This is a genomic window from Mycobacterium sp., from assembly GCF_035640695.1.
GTDB lineage: Bacteria > Actinomycetota > Actinomycetes > Mycobacteriales > Mycobacteriaceae > Mycobacterium.
In genome coordinates, this window is record NZ_DASQVQ010000060.1 from 39,050 (window position 1) to 54,583 (window position 15,534).

The 15,534-nt window shown below is 67.2% G+C and carries 14 protein-coding genes and 1 tRNA gene; 6 read left to right on the plus strand and 9 right to left on the minus strand.

Annotated elements, in window-relative coordinates:
* Positions 1-60: 60 nt before the first annotated feature.
* Positions 61-564, minus strand: coding sequence for a DUF402 domain-containing protein (locus tag VE759_RS07430; protein WP_324929789.1), 504 nt, complete (start codon positions 562-564; stop codon positions 61-63).
* 56 nt (positions 565-620) lie between these two features.
* On the opposite strand from VE759_RS07430, the gene uvrB reads away from it, so the two are divergent.
* The 3 genes from uvrB (at position 621) to VE759_RS07445 (ending at position 4,652) form a co-directional block, all read left to right on the plus strand.
* Positions 621-2,780 (plus strand): excinuclease ABC subunit UvrB, encoded by a 2,160-nt coding sequence (uvrB, locus tag VE759_RS07435; RefSeq protein ID WP_324929716.1) that lies wholly within the window; start codon positions 621-623, stop codon positions 2,778-2,780.
* A 109-nt stretch (positions 2,781-2,889) separates the two neighbouring features.
* Positions 2,890-4,287: an MFS transporter gene (locus VE759_RS07440; protein WP_324929718.1), complete on the plus strand. Its 1,398-nt coding sequence runs from the start codon at positions 2,890-2,892 to the stop codon at positions 4,285-4,287.
* A 137-nt stretch (positions 4,288-4,424) separates the two neighbouring features.
* The gene (locus VE759_RS07445) at positions 4,425-4,652 is read left to right on the plus strand and encodes a deoxyribodipyrimidine photolyase (protein WP_324929720.1); all 228 of its coding nucleotides are present in this window, start codon (positions 4,425-4,427) and stop codon (positions 4,650-4,652) included.
* 54 nt (positions 4,653-4,706) lie between these two features.
* Here VE759_RS07445 and VE759_RS07450 read toward each other — a convergent pair whose 3' ends face one another.
* Together VE759_RS07450 and VE759_RS07455 are read right to left on the minus strand one after the other, a co-directional pair.
* Positions 4,707-5,429: a haloacid dehalogenase type II gene (locus tag VE759_RS07450; RefSeq protein WP_324929722.1), complete on the minus strand. Its 723-nt coding sequence runs from the start codon at positions 5,427-5,429 to the stop codon at positions 4,707-4,709.
* Positions 5,426-6,055, minus strand: coding sequence for a maleylpyruvate isomerase N-terminal domain-containing protein (locus tag VE759_RS07455; protein WP_324929724.1), 630 nt, complete (start codon positions 6,053-6,055; stop codon positions 5,426-5,428). Before VE759_RS07455 ends, VE759_RS07450 begins: the two co-directional genes overlap by 4 nt.
* Before the next feature lie 24 nt (positions 6,056-6,079).
* On the opposite strand from VE759_RS07455, the gene VE759_RS07460 reads away from it, so the two are divergent.
* From VE759_RS07460 to VE759_RS22870, 3 genes are all read left to right on the plus strand, one after another.
* Complete coding sequence (locus tag VE759_RS07460) at positions 6,080-6,949, plus strand: SCO6745 family protein (protein ID WP_324929726.1); 870 nt, start codon at positions 6,080-6,082, stop codon at positions 6,947-6,949.
* A 112-nt stretch (positions 6,950-7,061) separates the two neighbouring features.
* Positions 7,062-7,132: transfer RNA gene (locus tag VE759_RS07465), tRNA-Cys, on the plus strand.
* 60 nt (positions 7,133-7,192) lie between these two features.
* A complete protein-coding gene (locus VE759_RS22870) occupies positions 7,193-7,396 on the plus strand; it encodes a hypothetical protein (RefSeq protein WP_414687853.1) in 204 nt (67 codons plus the stop codon).
* Between the two features lie 606 nt (positions 7,397-8,002).
* Here VE759_RS22870 and VE759_RS07475 read toward each other — a convergent pair.
* From VE759_RS07475 to VE759_RS07500, 6 genes are all read right to left on the minus strand, one after another.
* The gene (locus VE759_RS07475) at positions 8,003-9,109 is read right to left on the minus strand and encodes an acyl-CoA dehydrogenase family protein (RefSeq protein ID WP_324929728.1); all 1,107 of its coding nucleotides are present in this window, start codon (positions 9,107-9,109) and stop codon (positions 8,003-8,005) included.
* 7 nt (positions 9,110-9,116) lie between these two features.
* Positions 9,117-10,292: an acyl-CoA dehydrogenase family protein gene (locus tag VE759_RS07480; protein WP_324929730.1), complete on the minus strand. Its 1,176-nt coding sequence runs from the start codon at positions 10,290-10,292 to the stop codon at positions 9,117-9,119.
* A 187-nt stretch (positions 10,293-10,479) separates the two neighbouring features.
* Positions 10,480-11,352 carry a TIGR03619 family F420-dependent LLM class oxidoreductase gene (locus VE759_RS07485; RefSeq protein WP_324929732.1) on the minus strand — a complete coding sequence of 291 codons (873 nt, stop codon included), beginning with the start codon at positions 11,350-11,352 and terminating at the stop codon, positions 10,480-10,482.
* A 142-nt stretch (positions 11,353-11,494) separates the two neighbouring features.
* On the minus strand, positions 11,495-12,886 hold the full coding sequence (locus VE759_RS07490; protein ID WP_324929734.1) for an amidase: 1,392 nt from the start codon (positions 12,884-12,886) through the stop codon (positions 11,495-11,497).
* Positions 12,887-12,958: 72 nt separating this feature from the next.
* Entirely contained in the window at positions 12,959-13,618 is a 660-nt protein-coding gene (locus VE759_RS07495) for a UdgX family uracil-DNA binding protein (RefSeq protein WP_324929736.1), read from the minus strand.
* Between the two features lie 10 nt (positions 13,619-13,628).
* Complete coding sequence (locus VE759_RS07500; RefSeq protein WP_324929738.1) at positions 13,629-15,179, minus strand: hypothetical protein; 1,551 nt, start codon at positions 15,177-15,179, stop codon at positions 13,629-13,631.
* Positions 15,180-15,534: the final 355 nt, after the last annotated feature.

The window sequence follows — 15,534 nt, forward strand, 5'->3', positions numbered from 1 at the left end:
ACTGAACTGCTGCGCGACAAGCCGGGCACCGCAGTAGTTGAAGTTTGGCAACCGACCCGACTACGCCCGCCAGGTGAGGTCCATGCCGTTGGCGGACAACCAGCGCTGCAGGTCGTGGCCATGGCCGGCCAGCCCGTCGACCGCCGCGACCGCGCGCAATATCGCCCGCTGCGCCACCCGCTGCGGTAACAAGCCGTGGCGGACCGCGGTCAGCAACTCGTCGACGTCTTTGAGTTCGGTGTCGACGCCGGTACGGATGACCAGGTCGATGTAGTGGTCCTCGGCGCGCCAGGCCGTCGGGCCGGGCGTGTATTCGCCGACGTCGAGGTAGTAGTCCTGGGCGCGCTCGTGGCCCGGGTTGAAGTGGAAGATCGTGACGCGCAATCCCAGTGACGGCAGCAGCCAGGATTCGATGTAGTTGAACTGGGACCGGCCCGGTGTCGGGCGCGCCATGTAGAGACCCCACGGCCGCACCGTGTAGACGTCCACGGCCCGCACAATTCCTTTCGGATCGGTGTTTGTGCGCGCGACCAGGTCGAACGTCTCGTGTTTCGGCGGGTGGATGAGGAAATCCTACGCAGGAACAGAACCTGTCGGTGCCCAGTTCTACGCTGGTGAACATGGCTTTCGCTACCGAACATCCGATGGTCGCGCACTCGGAGTACCGCGCGGTCGAGGACGTCGTGCGCGTCGGCGGCCGGTTCGAGGTGGTCAGCCCGTACGCACCCGCCGGAGACCAGCCCGCCGCGATCGACGAGCTCGAGCGCCGCATCAAGGCTGGGGAGCGCGATGTGGTGCTGCTCGGCGCCACCGGGACCGGCAAGTCGGCGAGCACCGCATGGCTGATCGAACGCGTGCAGCGGCCCACCCTGGTCATGGAGCCCAACAAGACGCTGGCCGCACAGATGGCCAACGAGCTGCGGGAAATGTTGCCGCACAACGCCGTTGAGTACTTCGTCTCGTACTACGACTACTACCAGCCCGAGGCGTACATCGCGCAGACCGACACCTACATCGAGAAGGACAGCTCGATCAACGACGACGTGGAGCGGCTACGGCACTCCGCCACCTCCAGCCTGCTGTCGCGGCGCGACGTGGTAGTGGTGGCGTCGGTGTCGTGCATCTACGGCCTGGGCACGCCGCAGTCGTACCTGGACCGGTCCGTCGAACTGGCCGTGGGCACCGAGGTGCCTCGGGATGCGTTGCTGCGGCTGCTGGTTGACGTCCAGTACACCCGCAACGACCTGGCCTTTACCCGCGGCTCCTTCCGGGTGCGCGGCGACACGGTCGACATCATCCCGTCCTACGAAGAGCTGGCCGTGCGCATCGAGTACTTCGGCGACGAGATCGAGGAGCTCTACTACCTGCACCCGCTGACCGGTGAGGTCGTCCGCAAGGTGGATTCGCTGCGGATCTTCCCGGCCACCCACTATGTCGCCGGGCCGGAGCGGATGGCGCATGCGATCTCGACGATCGAGGAGGAGCTGGCCGAACGGCTGGCCGAGCTTGAGGGTCAGGGCAAGCTGCTGGAGGCGCAGCGGCTGCGGATGCGGACCAACTACGACATCGAAATGATGCGTCAGGTCGGGTTCTGCTCGGGCATCGAGAACTATTCGCGCCACATCGACGGGCGTCCTCCGGGTTCGGCGCCGGCCACGCTGCTGGACTACTTTCCGGAGGACTTCCTGCTCGTCATCGACGAGTCGCACGTCACCGTGCCGCAGATCGGCGGCATGTACGAGGGTGACATCTCCCGCAAGCGCAACCTGGTGGACTTCGGCTTCCGGCTGCCGTCCGCCGTCGACAACCGGCCGCTGACGTGGGAGGAGTTCGCCGACCGGATCGGGCAGACGGTGTACCTGTCGGCGACGCCGGGGCCCTACGAGCTGAGCCAGACCGCCGGCGAGTTCGTCGAGCAGGTGATCCGGCCGACCGGGCTGGTCGACCCCAAGGTGGTGGTCAAGCCGACCAAGGGCCAGATCGACGACCTGATCGGCGAAATTCGCAAGCGGGCGGACGCCGACGAGCGGGTGCTGGTCACGACCCTCACCAAGAAGATGGCCGAGGACCTCACCGACTACCTGCTGGAGATGGGCGTCCGCACCCGGTACCTGCACTCCGAGGTCGACACGCTGCGCCGGGTGGAGCTGCTGCGACAGCTGCGGCTCGGCGAATACGACGTGCTGGTCGGCATCAACCTGCTGCGTGAGGGGCTCGACTTGCCCGAGGTGTCGCTGGTCGCGATTCTCGACGCCGACAAGGAGGGCTTCCTGAGATCGCCGCGCAGCCTGATTCAGACCATCGGCCGCGCCGCCCGCAACGTGTCGGGCGAGGTGCACATGTACGCCGACACCATCACCGATTCGATGAAGGAAGCCATCGACGAGACCGAACGCCGACGGGCCAAGCAGATCGCCTACAACGAGGAGCGCGGCATCGACCCGCAGCCGCTGCGGAAGAAGATCGGCGACATCCTCGACCAGGTGTACCGCGAGGCCGACGACAGTGACACCGTCGAAATCGGCGGCTCGGGACGCAACGCGTCGCGGGGACGCCGGGCGCAGGGCGAACCGGGCCGCGCGGTCAGCGCCGGGATCTACGAGGGCCGCGACACCTCGAACATGCCGCGGGCCGAATTGGCAGACCTCATCAAGGATCTCACCGCGCAGATGATGGCCGCCGCCCGCGATCTGCAGTTCGAGTTGGCGGCCCGGATCCGCGACGAGATCGCCGATCTGAAGCGGGAACTGCGCGGCATGGACGCCGCGGGGCTGAAGTGATCTGAACGCCCACTGTGCGGTTTCATACCCGACACGCCGCACTGGACGTACAAGACTGCACACTCGGGCGCTTGATCTCAACCATGGTTGAGCCTTTAGCGTGGCCGAGGTGACCGAAACGGCGACGCCCGCCACCGGCAGCTGGCGCGCGCTGCTGGGCCGCGAGCACGGCGGCGCGGCGACGGTGTTGGCCGGCGGTGTCTTGTTGTACGCCACCAACGAATTCCTCACCAACAGCCTGCTGCCCAGCGCGGTCGCCGACATCGGCGGCCAGAAGTACTACGCATGGGTGACCGCCGTTTATCTGATCGCGTCGGTGATCGCGGCGACGACTGTCGGGCCGCTGCTGGCGCGTGGCGGACCACGACTGGCGTACCTGGTGACATTGGCCTTCTTCGGCCTGTCCAGCGCGGGGTGTGCGATCGCGCCCACCATGGAAACCTTGCTGGTGGCCCGCACCGTCCAAGGCCTGGCCGGCGGGTCGCTCGCCGGCTTGGGCTACGCGGTCATCAGGGCCGCACTGCCTGAATCGCTGTGGACGCGCGCGTCGGCACTGGTGTCGGCGATGTGGGGCATCAGCACGCTGACCGGTCCGGCCGCGGGTGGCCTTTTCGCTCAATTCGGCTTGTGGCGTTGGGCTTTCGGCTCGCTTACGATACTGACAGGGCTGATGGCGGTGTTGGTCCCTGCCGCGTTTCCCGCGCGTGCGCCCGACGACGACGGCGTGCCCCTGGTCCGCATCCCGGTGTGGTCGCTGCTCTTGTTGGGCGCCGCTGCGCTGGCGGTGAGCGTGGCGGGTGTGCAGAGCGCCGCAGCTGCCACTGCGGTCTTCCTCGCGGCGGGTGTCGGCCTGGTGGGGTGCTTTCTGTTCGTCGATCGACGGGTACGTCACTCAGTGTTGCCCCGCATGGCATTTGGCCCCGGTCCGCTGAAGTGGATGTACGTCACGATCGGACTGTTGATGGCGGCGACGATGGCCAACATGTATGTGCCGTTGTTCGGTCAACGGCTCGCGCATCTGATGCCGGTGACCGCCGGATTCCTCGGCGCCGCATTGGCCGTCGGGTGGACATTGTCCGAAATCGTCAGCGCATCGGTGACCGGCGCACGTCACGTGCACCGGCTGGTTTCCGTCGCACCGCTGGTCGCCGCGGTCGGGTTGGGGCTCGCGGCGCTGACCCAGCAGTCCGGCGCCTCGCCGGTGGTGGTCGCGGTGTGGGCGGTGGCGCACTTCATCGTCGGCACGGGCGTCGGCATGGCGTGGCCACACCTGTCGGCGTGGGTGATGGGTTCGGTCGACGATCCCGTCGAGGGGGGAGCAGCGGCCGCGGCGATCAACACGGTGCAGTTGATCTCCGGCGCCGTCGGCGCCGGTCTTGCCGGCGTCGTGGTGAACTTGGTCGATGCCGGTGACTTATCGGCGGCCCGTTGGCTGTTCACAGTGTTCGCGGTGCTCGCCGCGGTCGGGACGGCCGCGTCGGTTCGGGCCAGCCGCGCCGGCCCGTAGTCGCGTCACAGCCCAAGCCACCGTCCAGGTCTGGAGTAGCCTCGACACGTCGTCGAGGTTGACACGCCCCGCAAGCGGGTATCCGCGACCGCACAGACGCGCGACACAACAGCGCGTCGCTAGCATGAGGGGTCACCATGCTCCACGGGTTGGTGCTTGCCGCGCAAAGTCAACCGGAAGCGGCAGGATTGATTCTGAAGGGAATCAAGGGCATTTTCGTTGCGATCGGCAGCATCATTGCAGCGATCGTGTGCGCGATCATCGCAGCGATGAAGGGCCGCAATCCCCTTGGCTGGGGCATTCTGGGCCTGTTCTTCTCAATCTTGACGTTGATCGTCGTGATCGTCATTCCCTCCAAGAAGTAGCCCGTCAACGCCTGGTAGCAGCCGGCTTTACCAGTTCGGCCAATTGATCCGGTTCTAACAGCTCAGCTGGTCGGCCAGATCGATGAAATCGTGGGCATTGATGTCGAATTCGGCGTCGAAGGCCGTGTCGACCCGGCCGGCCACGCCGAACTCCAGCGGGCGAGCAATGAACGCGGTTTGAAAGCCCAGACGCCCCGCGGCGCGGATGTCGTACTTGTGGCTGGCCACCATCATGATGTCGGAGTGCTGCAAACCGAGGTAAGCAGCGGCCGTTCGGTAAATCAACGGGTCTGGCTTGAACACGCCGGCCATTTCCGCGGTGAAAATGGCATCCCACGGCAGGGCGGCCCGCTTGGACATGTTCACGACCATCGAGACATCCGCGTTGGACAGGGTTGCCAATGTGAATTTGCGCTTCAGCCGATGCAGTCCCGGTACGACATCAGGCCACGGCTTCTGCCGCTGCCAGGCCAGCGCGAGCTCGTCGCGACCAGCACTCGAAAGATCGGCGATGCCGTATTCGTCGAGCACACGGTCGAGCACGCGGCGATACACCGTGTGCACGGACACCCAACCGCCACGGCCGGCGGTTGCCGCCTCCAGCGCCGCGGAATATCCGGTACGCCAGCGTGCAACGAATCCGCCCCAGTCGATATTCGGACGCCGCCCGGCGTCGATCCTCGCTGCCTCGTCGCATACGGTCGTGTGGAAATCCGTTGCCGTTCCCTGCACATCGAACAGCAACGCCTTTGGCGCAGTGAGGCGCTCGCCGATCATCGCACGACCGAGAACGACTCCGGCAGCGTCCGTCGACCCGTCAACGACATCAGCACCGTCTCGCCCGCGCCGATCGCCACGGCGATCTGCCCGGCCAGTGCGGTCGACTCTGTCAGGACGTCTTCCGGCACCGCAAACGACACATCAAGTGCCATGGCGATGTCCATGCTGTGCACGGCGAGCTCGAATGTCCGGGTCGGCAGGTAGTCGCGCAGGCGTATGCCCAGCCCACCGATCACCTGGATCGGATGGTCACCGCTGTCCGAAAGCTTGCCCAACACCAAGTCGACCAGTGCGTGCACGGACGCCGCCGGGTCGGCGCCGAGGTACTTGCCGGCCTGTCGGCCGCGTTCCACGACTTCGTCGCTGCCCAGCTCGGCCGCCATCGCGTTGGCGTGCGCGAAGTACTCCTGCGGGCTGGCGATGTCGATCCGCTCGGCCACGCTGCTCAGGTATGTGTTCACCGTCGTCAGCGACCGCGAGGTGTGGCCGACAAGAGACCGAAGATTCCACTCGCCAAGGCCCGGTCCGCTCCACCGATCCGGTGGGATGTCGGCGACAAGCCGGGCGAAGCTCCGCGCCGCGGACGCATAGGTGGACAGTGCCGCGTCATAACCGTCCCTCACCGCCACAGCATAGGGTCGGTGATCGTGGACGCGTTCTCGGCCGGCCTCCTGTGCCGAACCATTGACCCGTTTCATTCCGCGTCCTATTTCGTGCCGGAGACCGAGGAGAAGTTCGGCGCGCTTGGCATGGACAACCGGATGCGGTATTTCGCGAGCCGCTCCGCGCCGATGGGCGCGGTGTCGGCCGGCGTGGTTGCCGCGACGTTCTACAACTTCAATCCCGAGCTGGTCGCAGCGAAGATTCCCGCGGCCTGGCAGATCGCGTCGCCGGCGGCCGTGACGCGGATGCGGTACGAGATCGTCGAGGAGGCGATGCCACGGGTGCTCGGCGAGCAGCTGGCCGGGTCGTCGGAGCTGGCGCGAGGCGCGGTCATCCTGCGCAGGGCGGCGGAGTCGATACCCGACGGGGACGGGCGCCCGCTTTACGCGGCGCACGCCGAACTGCCGTGGCCCCAGTCGGTATGCGGACAGCTGTGGCATGCGGTCACGCTGCTGCGCGAGTACCGCGGCGACGGGCACATCGCGGCGCTGATCGCGCACGAGCTCGGTGGATTGGAGGCCTTGATTACGCACTCGGCCGCCGGTATCGGGTTCACCAATGACTTCGCCCGCCGGCTGCGCGGCTGGAGCGCCGAGCAATGGGACGCCGGAGTCGACCGATTGCGCGACCGCGGATTGCTCGACGCGGCGGGCAAGCTGACTCCGTTGGGCGACGACGTTCGTTCGCGCATCGAGGATCTCACCGACGACCTGGCATACCAGCCGTGGCGGACCATCCCCGACGACCAGGCCGATGAGCTCCGCCGTTTGGCCAGGGCGGTGCGCGCGGCGGTGTTGTCGGCGGGCGTGTTGCCGGCGGCGGGGCTCGGTCCCAGATTCGGCGAGCACCGCTGACTATTGGGTTCGGGGCGCGCCGAAGTCTTATTTCACAGGCCTGACCGCTAGCGATCACGACGATCGAAACACTGGGCGGTCCCCGGCCGCGCTGGCAGGATCGGGACCCGACGCGGGTGTGACCGAGTGGTTAGGTACCGGCCTGCAAAGCCGTTTACGCGGGTTCGAATCCCGCCACTCGCTCACACCGCCACTCGCTCACCGCCGCTGGCTCTAAAGTCAGCCCCTCGCAGGCGGGTTGCAGTGCCGCCCGAGATCGTCACGCCGACGCTGCCCGCGGTGCCTGCCGAGTGGGCCACTCCGACGCTGCCGGCGGTGGCCGCCGAGCCCACCACCCCGAAGCTGCCCGCGGTCGTCGCCGAGCTCGCCACCCCAATGCTGCCTGCGGTGGCCACCGAGCCGACCACACCCGTGTTGCCTGGCATCCGTTGGGCTCGGCTGAGGTAATCACTGCGCATGATCGTCAGCACAACACGTTGTGCCGGCAGAACTGCGGTCGGCCGGCTGCAGGTTCATCGGCAACCACACCGCCTAGGTTAGCTGACGGCTTTTGACGCTTAGCCGATCGGCTAACCGAGCGGTGGTGAGGGTGAGCCGGAATTGCAGCTAACCGCAAGCGGCAATGGGTGCCAGCGTTGACGACCAAATGACCGCGCGCGGCGAGTCTGGAGTGATGGACGACGTCACCGCCACAGGCGGCCTCGCCCGCGCCTTGCCGCCAAGTGGCTTGCGGACCCTGCAGACTGTCGCGAGGCACTTCGTCCGACCGCCGTGGGACATCGTTCGTGAGCTCGTGACCACCGCGCCGGCGGCCGCGCAGACGGCGGAGTCCCTGGAGCCCTGCGTGTGCGGGCACCCACCACACCCCGCCAGCGAGTGCGACGGCGGATGCGGCTGCGCCACCTTCGAGCCGGATAACGGAAGGGGCTGGGTGCGGGTTAACTATATTTTCAACGCGACCTCAATACAGCCACAGGGACCGTACCCATTTGGAAAGGCTAGTTAAGTTAGCTGCGACCGGCGTCGTCAGGGCCGGCCGCTGGTTCTGACCCGTCAAAGCGACACGACGTCGTAGTTCCGGAGCTGGTCCATCAGCACACGCAGATGATCATCATTCGAGCCGAGCGTGTGCTCGATCGCAGTGAGCCGCGCGGTGTAGTGCCCCACCGGATACTCGGCCGTCATCCCGATTCCGCCGTGCAGCTGGATGGCCTCTTGGCCGACGTGCCGCGCCGAGCGACCGATCTGCAGTTTCGCCCGCGAGGCGATCACGGGGTCGATGTTGCCGTCGGCAATCGACAACCCGGCGTACAGATTCATGCTGCGCGCCAACTCCAACGACACGTACATGTCCGCCGCGCGCTGCGTCAATGTCTGGAATTTGTTCAGCGTGACCCCGAACTGCTTGCGGGTCTTCAGGTATTCGGTCGTCAGCCGCAGCGCTTCCTCCATGGCGCCGACCGCTTCGGCGCACAATGCCGCCTGGCTGCGGATCACGGCGTGCCGGATGTGCTCAGAAGCGTCGGCGGTTTCGCCGAGCGGTTCGGCCGGGGCCTGGTCGAAGTCGATTTGCGCGCCGCGGCGACCGTCGAACGTCGAGTACCGGCGGCGCGTGACAGCGTCGCCGTCGACCAGGAATAGCCCGACGCCGCCGTCGGGCAGCGCCGCGGAGACCACCAGCTGATCCGCGCAATCACCCACCAGCACAGGGTTTTTCCGACCGCTCACCACCCACGAGTCGCCCGCCCGCGTCGCCTTGGTGGTGACCTCAGTCGACGGCCATCGCGCGCCGGGCTCGCGGTGGGCAAAGGCGAGCAACCGCTGGCCCCCGGACACCGCATCGAGTGCTCGGCGCTGCTGCTCGGTTCCCGCGTCGGCGATGAGCGTGCCGGGGATCAGCGCCGCGTGAACGAACGGCTCCGGCGCCAGGTGTCGGCCGAACTCGGTGAGGACGACCATGACTTCGACGAAGCTGGCTTCTTCACTGTCGAAACCCAGACCGAGAATTCCCAGTTCGGCCAGCTGTGACCAGACGTCACGGCTCCAGCCGAGCTCGGTCTCGAGCACCTTGGTGCGGCTCTCATGGTCGTAGCTTCGCGACAGCACCTCGCGAGTGGTATCGCGTAACAGGCGCTGCTCTTCGGTCAGTTCGAAGTCCATGGCGGTCTCACAATCCGAGAATCGTCGAGGCGATGATGTTGCGCTGAACCTCGTTGCTACCGCCGTAGATCGAGGCCTTGCGGTAGTTGAGGTACGTCGGGGCACTGCGCTGCGCCCATCCGGGCGACGCGATGTCGTCGCCGGCATCGAACGGCAGGGCGTCCGGGCCCGCGGCCTCGACCAGCAGTTCGGTGACGGCCTGCTGCAGCTGGCTGCCTCGCAGCTTCAGGATCGACGACGCCGGGTTGGGCTTACCGTCCTTGGAGTCGGCGGCCACCCGCATCTGCGTGAGTTCCAGTGCCAGCAGCTCGTTTTCGACTTCTGCGATGCGTGCCGCGAACAGCGGATCGTCCAGCACCGAGCCGTTGCCGCCGGTTGTGTCGGCGGCATGCTCCTTCACCTGGGCCAGTTTCAACTTGGTGCGGCCGATGCCGGCGATACCGGTGCGCTCGTTGCCGAGAAGGAACTTCGCATAGGTCCACCCCTGGTTCTCCTCGCCGACGACAAGATCGGCCGGCACGCGGACGTCTTCGAAGAACACCTCGTTGACCTCGTGGCCGCCGTCGATCAGCTTGATCGGGCGCACGGTCAGCCCGGGCGTGTCCATGTCGATCAAGATGAACGAGATGCCGGCCTGTCGTTTGGGCGCCTGGGGGTCGGTGCGGACCAGGCAGAAGATCCAGTCGGCGTACTGACCAAGTGTCGTCCAGGTCTTCTGCCCGTTGACGACGTAGGTGTCGCCGTCGCGGACGGCGGTGGTGCGCAGTGAGGCTAGATCGGAGCCGGCCTCGGGTTCGGAGAACCCCTGGCACCACCAGATGTCCAGGTTGGCCGTCGGCGGCAGGAACCGTTCCTTGAGCTCCTGCGAGCCGAACTGCGCGATCACCGGGCCGACCATCTTGGTGTTGAAGGTCAACGGCTCGGGCACCCCGGCCAGCTGCATCTCGTCCGACCAGATCTGGTATTGAACCGCTGTCCACTCCTTGCCGCCCCACTCGACGGGCCAGTTCGGCACCGCCAACCCGTGCGCGTTGAGGATCCGCTGGCTGGTGACGATGTCGTCGCGCTGGGGCGGCAGGCCCGCGCGGACCTGGTCGCGGATGTCCGGCGGGATCTCTGTGGTGTAGAACGTTCGAAGCTCGTCGCGGAAAGCGGCCTCTTTGTCGGTGAGCGCCAGTCTCATGTTGCCTCCGATGATCCGCACGTCTTTGCGGGTGCCTCACCCATCCTGCCGTGCCCGAACGTCGTCGTTCGACCGCCCTCCTTGATAAACGGATAAACGCGTCGGCCGACAGATCGCGGCCAGGGCGCCCCCGGCGAGGCCACCCACGCCACGAGTCGGCGCCACCGCGGAACCAGCACGACGATGGCTAGCCGTTGACTCTTGCGATCACCCGCTCGGCGAATTTCTCCAGGTGCCGGATTTTCTTGTCCAGCGGCTCGGTGTCGGCGCCGATGATGTAGGGCACCCGGAAGCCGACGATGACGTCGGTCACGCCCTTGTCCTCGAGGCGCTTGATCCCGTCGACGGTGAACGCGTCAGCGGAAATGACGTGAACTTCGAACGGTCCCGTCCGGCCCTGCTCGTCGCGGAACTGTTTGAGCCGCTTAAGAAGCCGATCGAGCGCCTCGGGCTCGCCGCCCCCGTGCATCCAGCCGTCGGCGCGGGCCGCCCGGCGCAGCGCCGCATCGGCGTGCCCGCCGACCAGGATCGGGATCGGCTGCGTCGGCGCCGGCGTCATCTTGATCTTCGGGATGTCATAGAACTCGCCGTGGAACTCGAAATAGTCGCCCGTCGCCAGGCCCTTGACGATTTCGATGCATTCGTCCATCCGCTTGCCGCGCTTGGCGAATGGCACGCCCATCAATTCGAAATCCTCACGCCACGGACTGATCCCGACGCCGAGGCTCAGCCGGTTGCCGATCAGCGCCGCGAGCGAACCGGCTTGCTTGGCGACCAGCGCAGGCGGTCGAATCGGCAGCTTCAGCACGAATGTGGTGAATCGCAGCGTGGTGGTCACCATGCCCAGCGCCGCCGTCAGCACAAACGTCTCGATGAAGGCCTTGTCCTCCAAGAACTCTCGGCTGCCGTCCGGCGTATACGGGTACGTCGAGACCGACTCGAACGGGTAGGCGATGCTGTCGGCCACAGTCATGCTGGTGTAGCCGGCCGCCTCGGCGGCCCGGGCCAGCGGCACGTAGAACGTCGGGTCGGTCATGGCCTCCGCATACGTGAACCGCACCGCGCCTCCTCGAGCTTCGACGTTGGGCTTCGGCGAATCCTAATGGGATTCGATCAGCGTCCGTGCCGCAGAGACCGTCCGTGCCGCGGGCACCATCCGTGCCGCACCGAGCGTCCGCGCCGCAGAGCATCGCCAGAGCTCTTCATGAGCTCACCGGCGGGCGGCGCTGCGCCCACGGGCGAGCCGCCTCGATCTGGGCGCTCAACGCCAGCAGCGTCGCCTCGTCGAACGGCCTGCCCACCAGCTGCACCGACAGCGGCACACCCTGATCGTCCAGTCCCCACGGCAGCACCGCAGCGGGCTGCCCCGTGACGTTGAAAACCTCCTGGAACGGCACGCGCGCCCCGATCAGATACAGCGTCGCGATCGCCCCGCGCCGTTGATAGGCACCGATCCTCGACGGGCCGGTGGCCGTCCCGGGCGTGATCACCACGTCCACGTCGTCGAAGATCCGCAACACTCGCTCCGTGATCGCCGATTCCGCGGCCAGCACGGCGTCCATCCGCCGATCCGAGAACAGCCCGCCGAGGCGGGCCATGCCCCGGGTGCGGGATTCCAGTACCTCGGGCCGCGGCACACCGGCCATCTCGTCGCGGGTTCCGCGCAGGTAGCGGGGAATGAAGCCGGCCAACGTGGCCGCCGCCGGATAGTGCGGATCGCGGCGCACGACGTCATGACCCAGGTCGCGCAAGAGCTTCTCCGCCTCGTCCAGAGCCGTCTGTTGTGCCGTGCCCACCCTGGCGACCAGCGGCGGGGGCACCTTGGCGCTCAACGCGATCCGCAACCGGTTCGGTGGGCGAGCGGCCGCGGTGATGAAGCCGCCGTCGGGCGCGGGCGTCGCGGTGGTGAGGTCGAGGAACAGCGCGGCGTCCTCGACCGTGCGGGCCAGCGGGCCATTCACGCTCAGCCCGTACCAGACATTGTCGTGCGGCGCCAATGGCACCCGGTCACGCTGCGGCTTGACGCCGAAAAGGCCACACCAGGTCGCCGGGATGCGGATCGACCCGCCGCCGTCGGAGCCAAGCCCGAGCGGCGCGAGTCCGGCGGCGACGGCGGCCGCGGTGCCGCCGCTGCTGCCGCCCGGCGTGCGCGCCGGGTCCCATGGGTTACGGGTTGCGCCGAACGTGACGGACTCGGTGAACGGCCAAAGGCACAGCTCCGGCACCGCCGTCTTGCCGAGGATCACCGCGCCCGCGGCCCGAAGTCGGCGCACCACCTCGGCGTCTTCCGTTTTCGCCGGACCGTAACTGCCGCAGCCCATCGTGGTGACCTCGCCGGCGACGTCGACGTCATCCTTGATCGCCAGCGGCACGCCGAGCAGCGGCAGCCGTTCGCCGGCGTCCAGCCGTTGCTGTGCAACGGCGGCCTGGGCGCGGGCGGCGTCGGCGAGCACCACCCGGTAGGCCCTCAGCTCCTGATCCAGCCGGTTGATCCGGTCGAGGTAAAGCTCGACCAACTCGGGCGCGGTGATCTGGCCGCGGGCTAGCATCCGGGCCTGTTCTGCGGCGCCGGTGAAGGCGATGTCAGCGTTCATACCCGAGACATCATCGTCTCACCGCGGAACCGTCACCGCGGCATCAACCCCGCGGCAAGCACCGCGGAACCGTCACTGCGGCATCAACCCCGCGGCGAATCGAAGGTCACGGACCAGCGCGTCGAATGCCTTCTCGCGATCCTCCGGCGGCCCGCGCAGCACCGACGACGGATGCACGGTCGCCACCAGCTTGGGCTGCACGTCCAGATCGATCGCCGAATCATCGGGCAGACGCAGCTCCTCGCCGCGATGCTGGGTGAGGCGAAAGCCGCTGCCCAGCAACGACTGTGCGGCCGTGGCGCCCATCAGCACGACCACGTCGGGTTGGACCGCATTCAATTCGGCCACCAACCACGGGCGGCACGCGACGACCTCGGTCCGGCTGGGTGTCTTGTGGATGCGGCGCTTGCTGCCGGCGGCGCGGCTGAACTTGAAGTGTTTGACCGCGTTGGTGACATACACCTGTCCGCGGTCGACGCCCGCTTCGACGAGCGCCTTGTCGAGCAACCGGCCCGCGGGCCCGACGAACGGCAACCCCTGGCGGTCCTCCTGGTCGCCGGGCTGCTCACCGACCAGCATCATGCTGGCGTCCGACGATCCGACGCCGAAGACGGCCTGGCCGGCGTCTCGATACAGGTCGCAGCCTCGACAGCCCTGCGCGGCGGCCGCCAGGTCGGCCAGCTTGTCGGTGTCGGGTATGAAGTCGACAGCACCCGGGGCTGCCATCGTCATCGCCTCCTGGTCATCGCGTGGACCTCAGGACCTGTGCGAAGTTGAATTGCCAGCGCTCGACCAGGCGAAACCCGAGCCGGTGGGGGACCTGGTACGCGGGCGCATCGCCGAAGCTCGGGCCCGGTGACAGGTTGGCTCCGGTCTCGTGGGCGGGGCGCGTCTTGTCGAACTCGGAGACCGTCCACAGCACCGTGCAGTCGCTGATCCGGTCGGCGACGGCCCAGATCGCGATATGGCCGTCCCACAGCGTGCCCTGCGAGGCCGCCGACGCGCCGCGGCCAGGGTCGATCAGCTTCGCATACGCCGACGGCCGCGCCGAGATCATCGGCCGAATCGGGCCCGGCTTCCACCTTACGGTGTTGTCCATCACAAGGCAGTCGCCCGCGGCGGCGTGGGTGGTGATCAGGTCCGCGACTTGGCTGTAGTCCATGCCTGATTTGGCGTACGGACTCCGTTGGTACAGAACGGTGGGCACCGCCACCGCGGAGAGGACGAGCAAGACAACGGTCATCAGGGCCGGGCTCCCGGCGACCGTGACGACGCACACCCCCAGCACCAGCGCCATCGCCGGCACCGTGAAGTACAGATACCTAGGGTGGTATATCGGGTTGAACAGCGCCGAGTAGACGAGGATGACGCCGGTCGGGATGACGATCCAGGCCAGCGCGACGGCGAGGAGCCGACGAGTCCCGTCGTCCAAATCGGCTCTACGCCGCGCCTGAGTCAACCCGGCCGCCGCGATGAGCATGCCGGCCGCGATCGCGAAAAGCACGCCGTAGTCGAAATATTGGCCGACCCAAACGTCGCGGATCGTCTTCCAGCTCAGCGGCGAGATCCAGCCGATTTGAAAGATCTGGCCGTGCACGAACACCAGGAACGGTGTCACGGCGGCGATCACGGCGAAAGATGTTGCGGCGCAACGCTTCACAGCCGACCGGGTGGGGGCCAGGCGCGGCACCACCGCGGCGTGCACCAACACCAACAGCACCAGGTAGACGTTGAGCAGCACCGACAACGCCATCAGCAGGCCGTAGCGAATCCAGAGGGTTGGCCCGTTTCGGCGCGCGGCGGCGACGAGCAGGACCGTCAGCCACACCGCCGCCAGCGCCGACCAGGCATAGGAGCGCGTCTCGATGCCCGCCCATGTGGTGCGCGGCATGATCGCGAACGCAGTGCCGGCGCACAGCGCCACCGCTCGGGTCGAGAACTGCTTGGCCAACACGACCACGCCGGCGGCCGCCCCGGCGACGGCCAGCACACTCGACGCTCGGGACCAGAACTCGGTGGCCGGGAACAGCGCGAACCAGCCCCGCATGATCAGGTAGTAGAGGCCGTGTACCGCATCGATGTGGCCGAGCATGCGCATCATGTCGCCCAGCGACCGATTGGCCGAAGCCGAGATCGTGGCGGCCTCGTCGAACCACAGCGACGGCCTTCCCGCCCCGGCGAGGCTGACCGCGGCCGCAAACGCCGCGATCGCCAGCGGGTCCAGTAGCCGCGTTTTATCCCGGCTCGGCTTCTGTTCGGCCGCGTGCGGGGCGACCGCGATAACAGCGTTCACGCGTCTGCTCGGTTGGCGGGGTTCGGTTCCTGCGGGCTGAATACCCTGCTAGTCGCCGAAATAACCCTCGCGCAGGCGCAAACGTGAACGTCGGCGTGAACCTCGTTGTATCGCCGCCGATTCGGTGAGCACGCGCGATCCCGGGTATGGCGGCGTTCCGCAAGGCGTTTGCGGCGTCGTTTGTCGGCATCGGCCGCCCATGCCGCATTCATGGACCGCTCGTTGCGCGCGGCCTTCCCGCGTCGCGACTGAAATGCCTGTCGTCGCAACCGATTGCCCATACCGGCGCGCATGTCTGTGACCTCCGAAGAGAGGCGATGTGAACGGCGTCACGCTGGCGATGACGATAGCCGGG

Bases quoted from the DNA above. Each gene is read 5' to 3' on its own strand.
- uvrB (WP_324929716.1), top strand. From the start codon at position 621: ATGGCTTTCGCTACCGAACATCCGATGGTCGCGCACTCGGAGTACCGC.
- VE759_RS07445 (WP_324929720.1), top strand. From the start codon at position 4,425: ATGCTCCACGGGTTGGTGCTTGCCGCGCAAAGTCAACCGGAAGCGGCA.
- VE759_RS07450 (WP_324929722.1), bottom strand. From the start codon at position 5,429: ATGATCGGCGAGCGCCTCACTGCGCCAAAGGCGTTGCTGTTCGATGTG.
- VE759_RS07475 (WP_324929728.1), bottom strand. From the start codon at position 9,109: ATGGACTTCGAACTGACCGAAGAGCAGCGCCTGTTACGCGATACCACT.
- VE759_RS07480 (WP_324929730.1), bottom strand. From the start codon at position 10,292: ATGAGACTGGCGCTCACCGACAAAGAGGCCGCTTTCCGCGACGAGCTT.
- VE759_RS07490 (WP_324929734.1), bottom strand. From the start codon at position 12,886: ATGAACGCTGACATCGCCTTCACCGGCGCCGCAGAACAGGCCCGGATG.
- VE759_RS07495 (WP_324929736.1), bottom strand. From the start codon at position 13,618: ATGACGATGGCAGCCCCGGGTGCTGTCGACTTCATACCCGACACCGAC.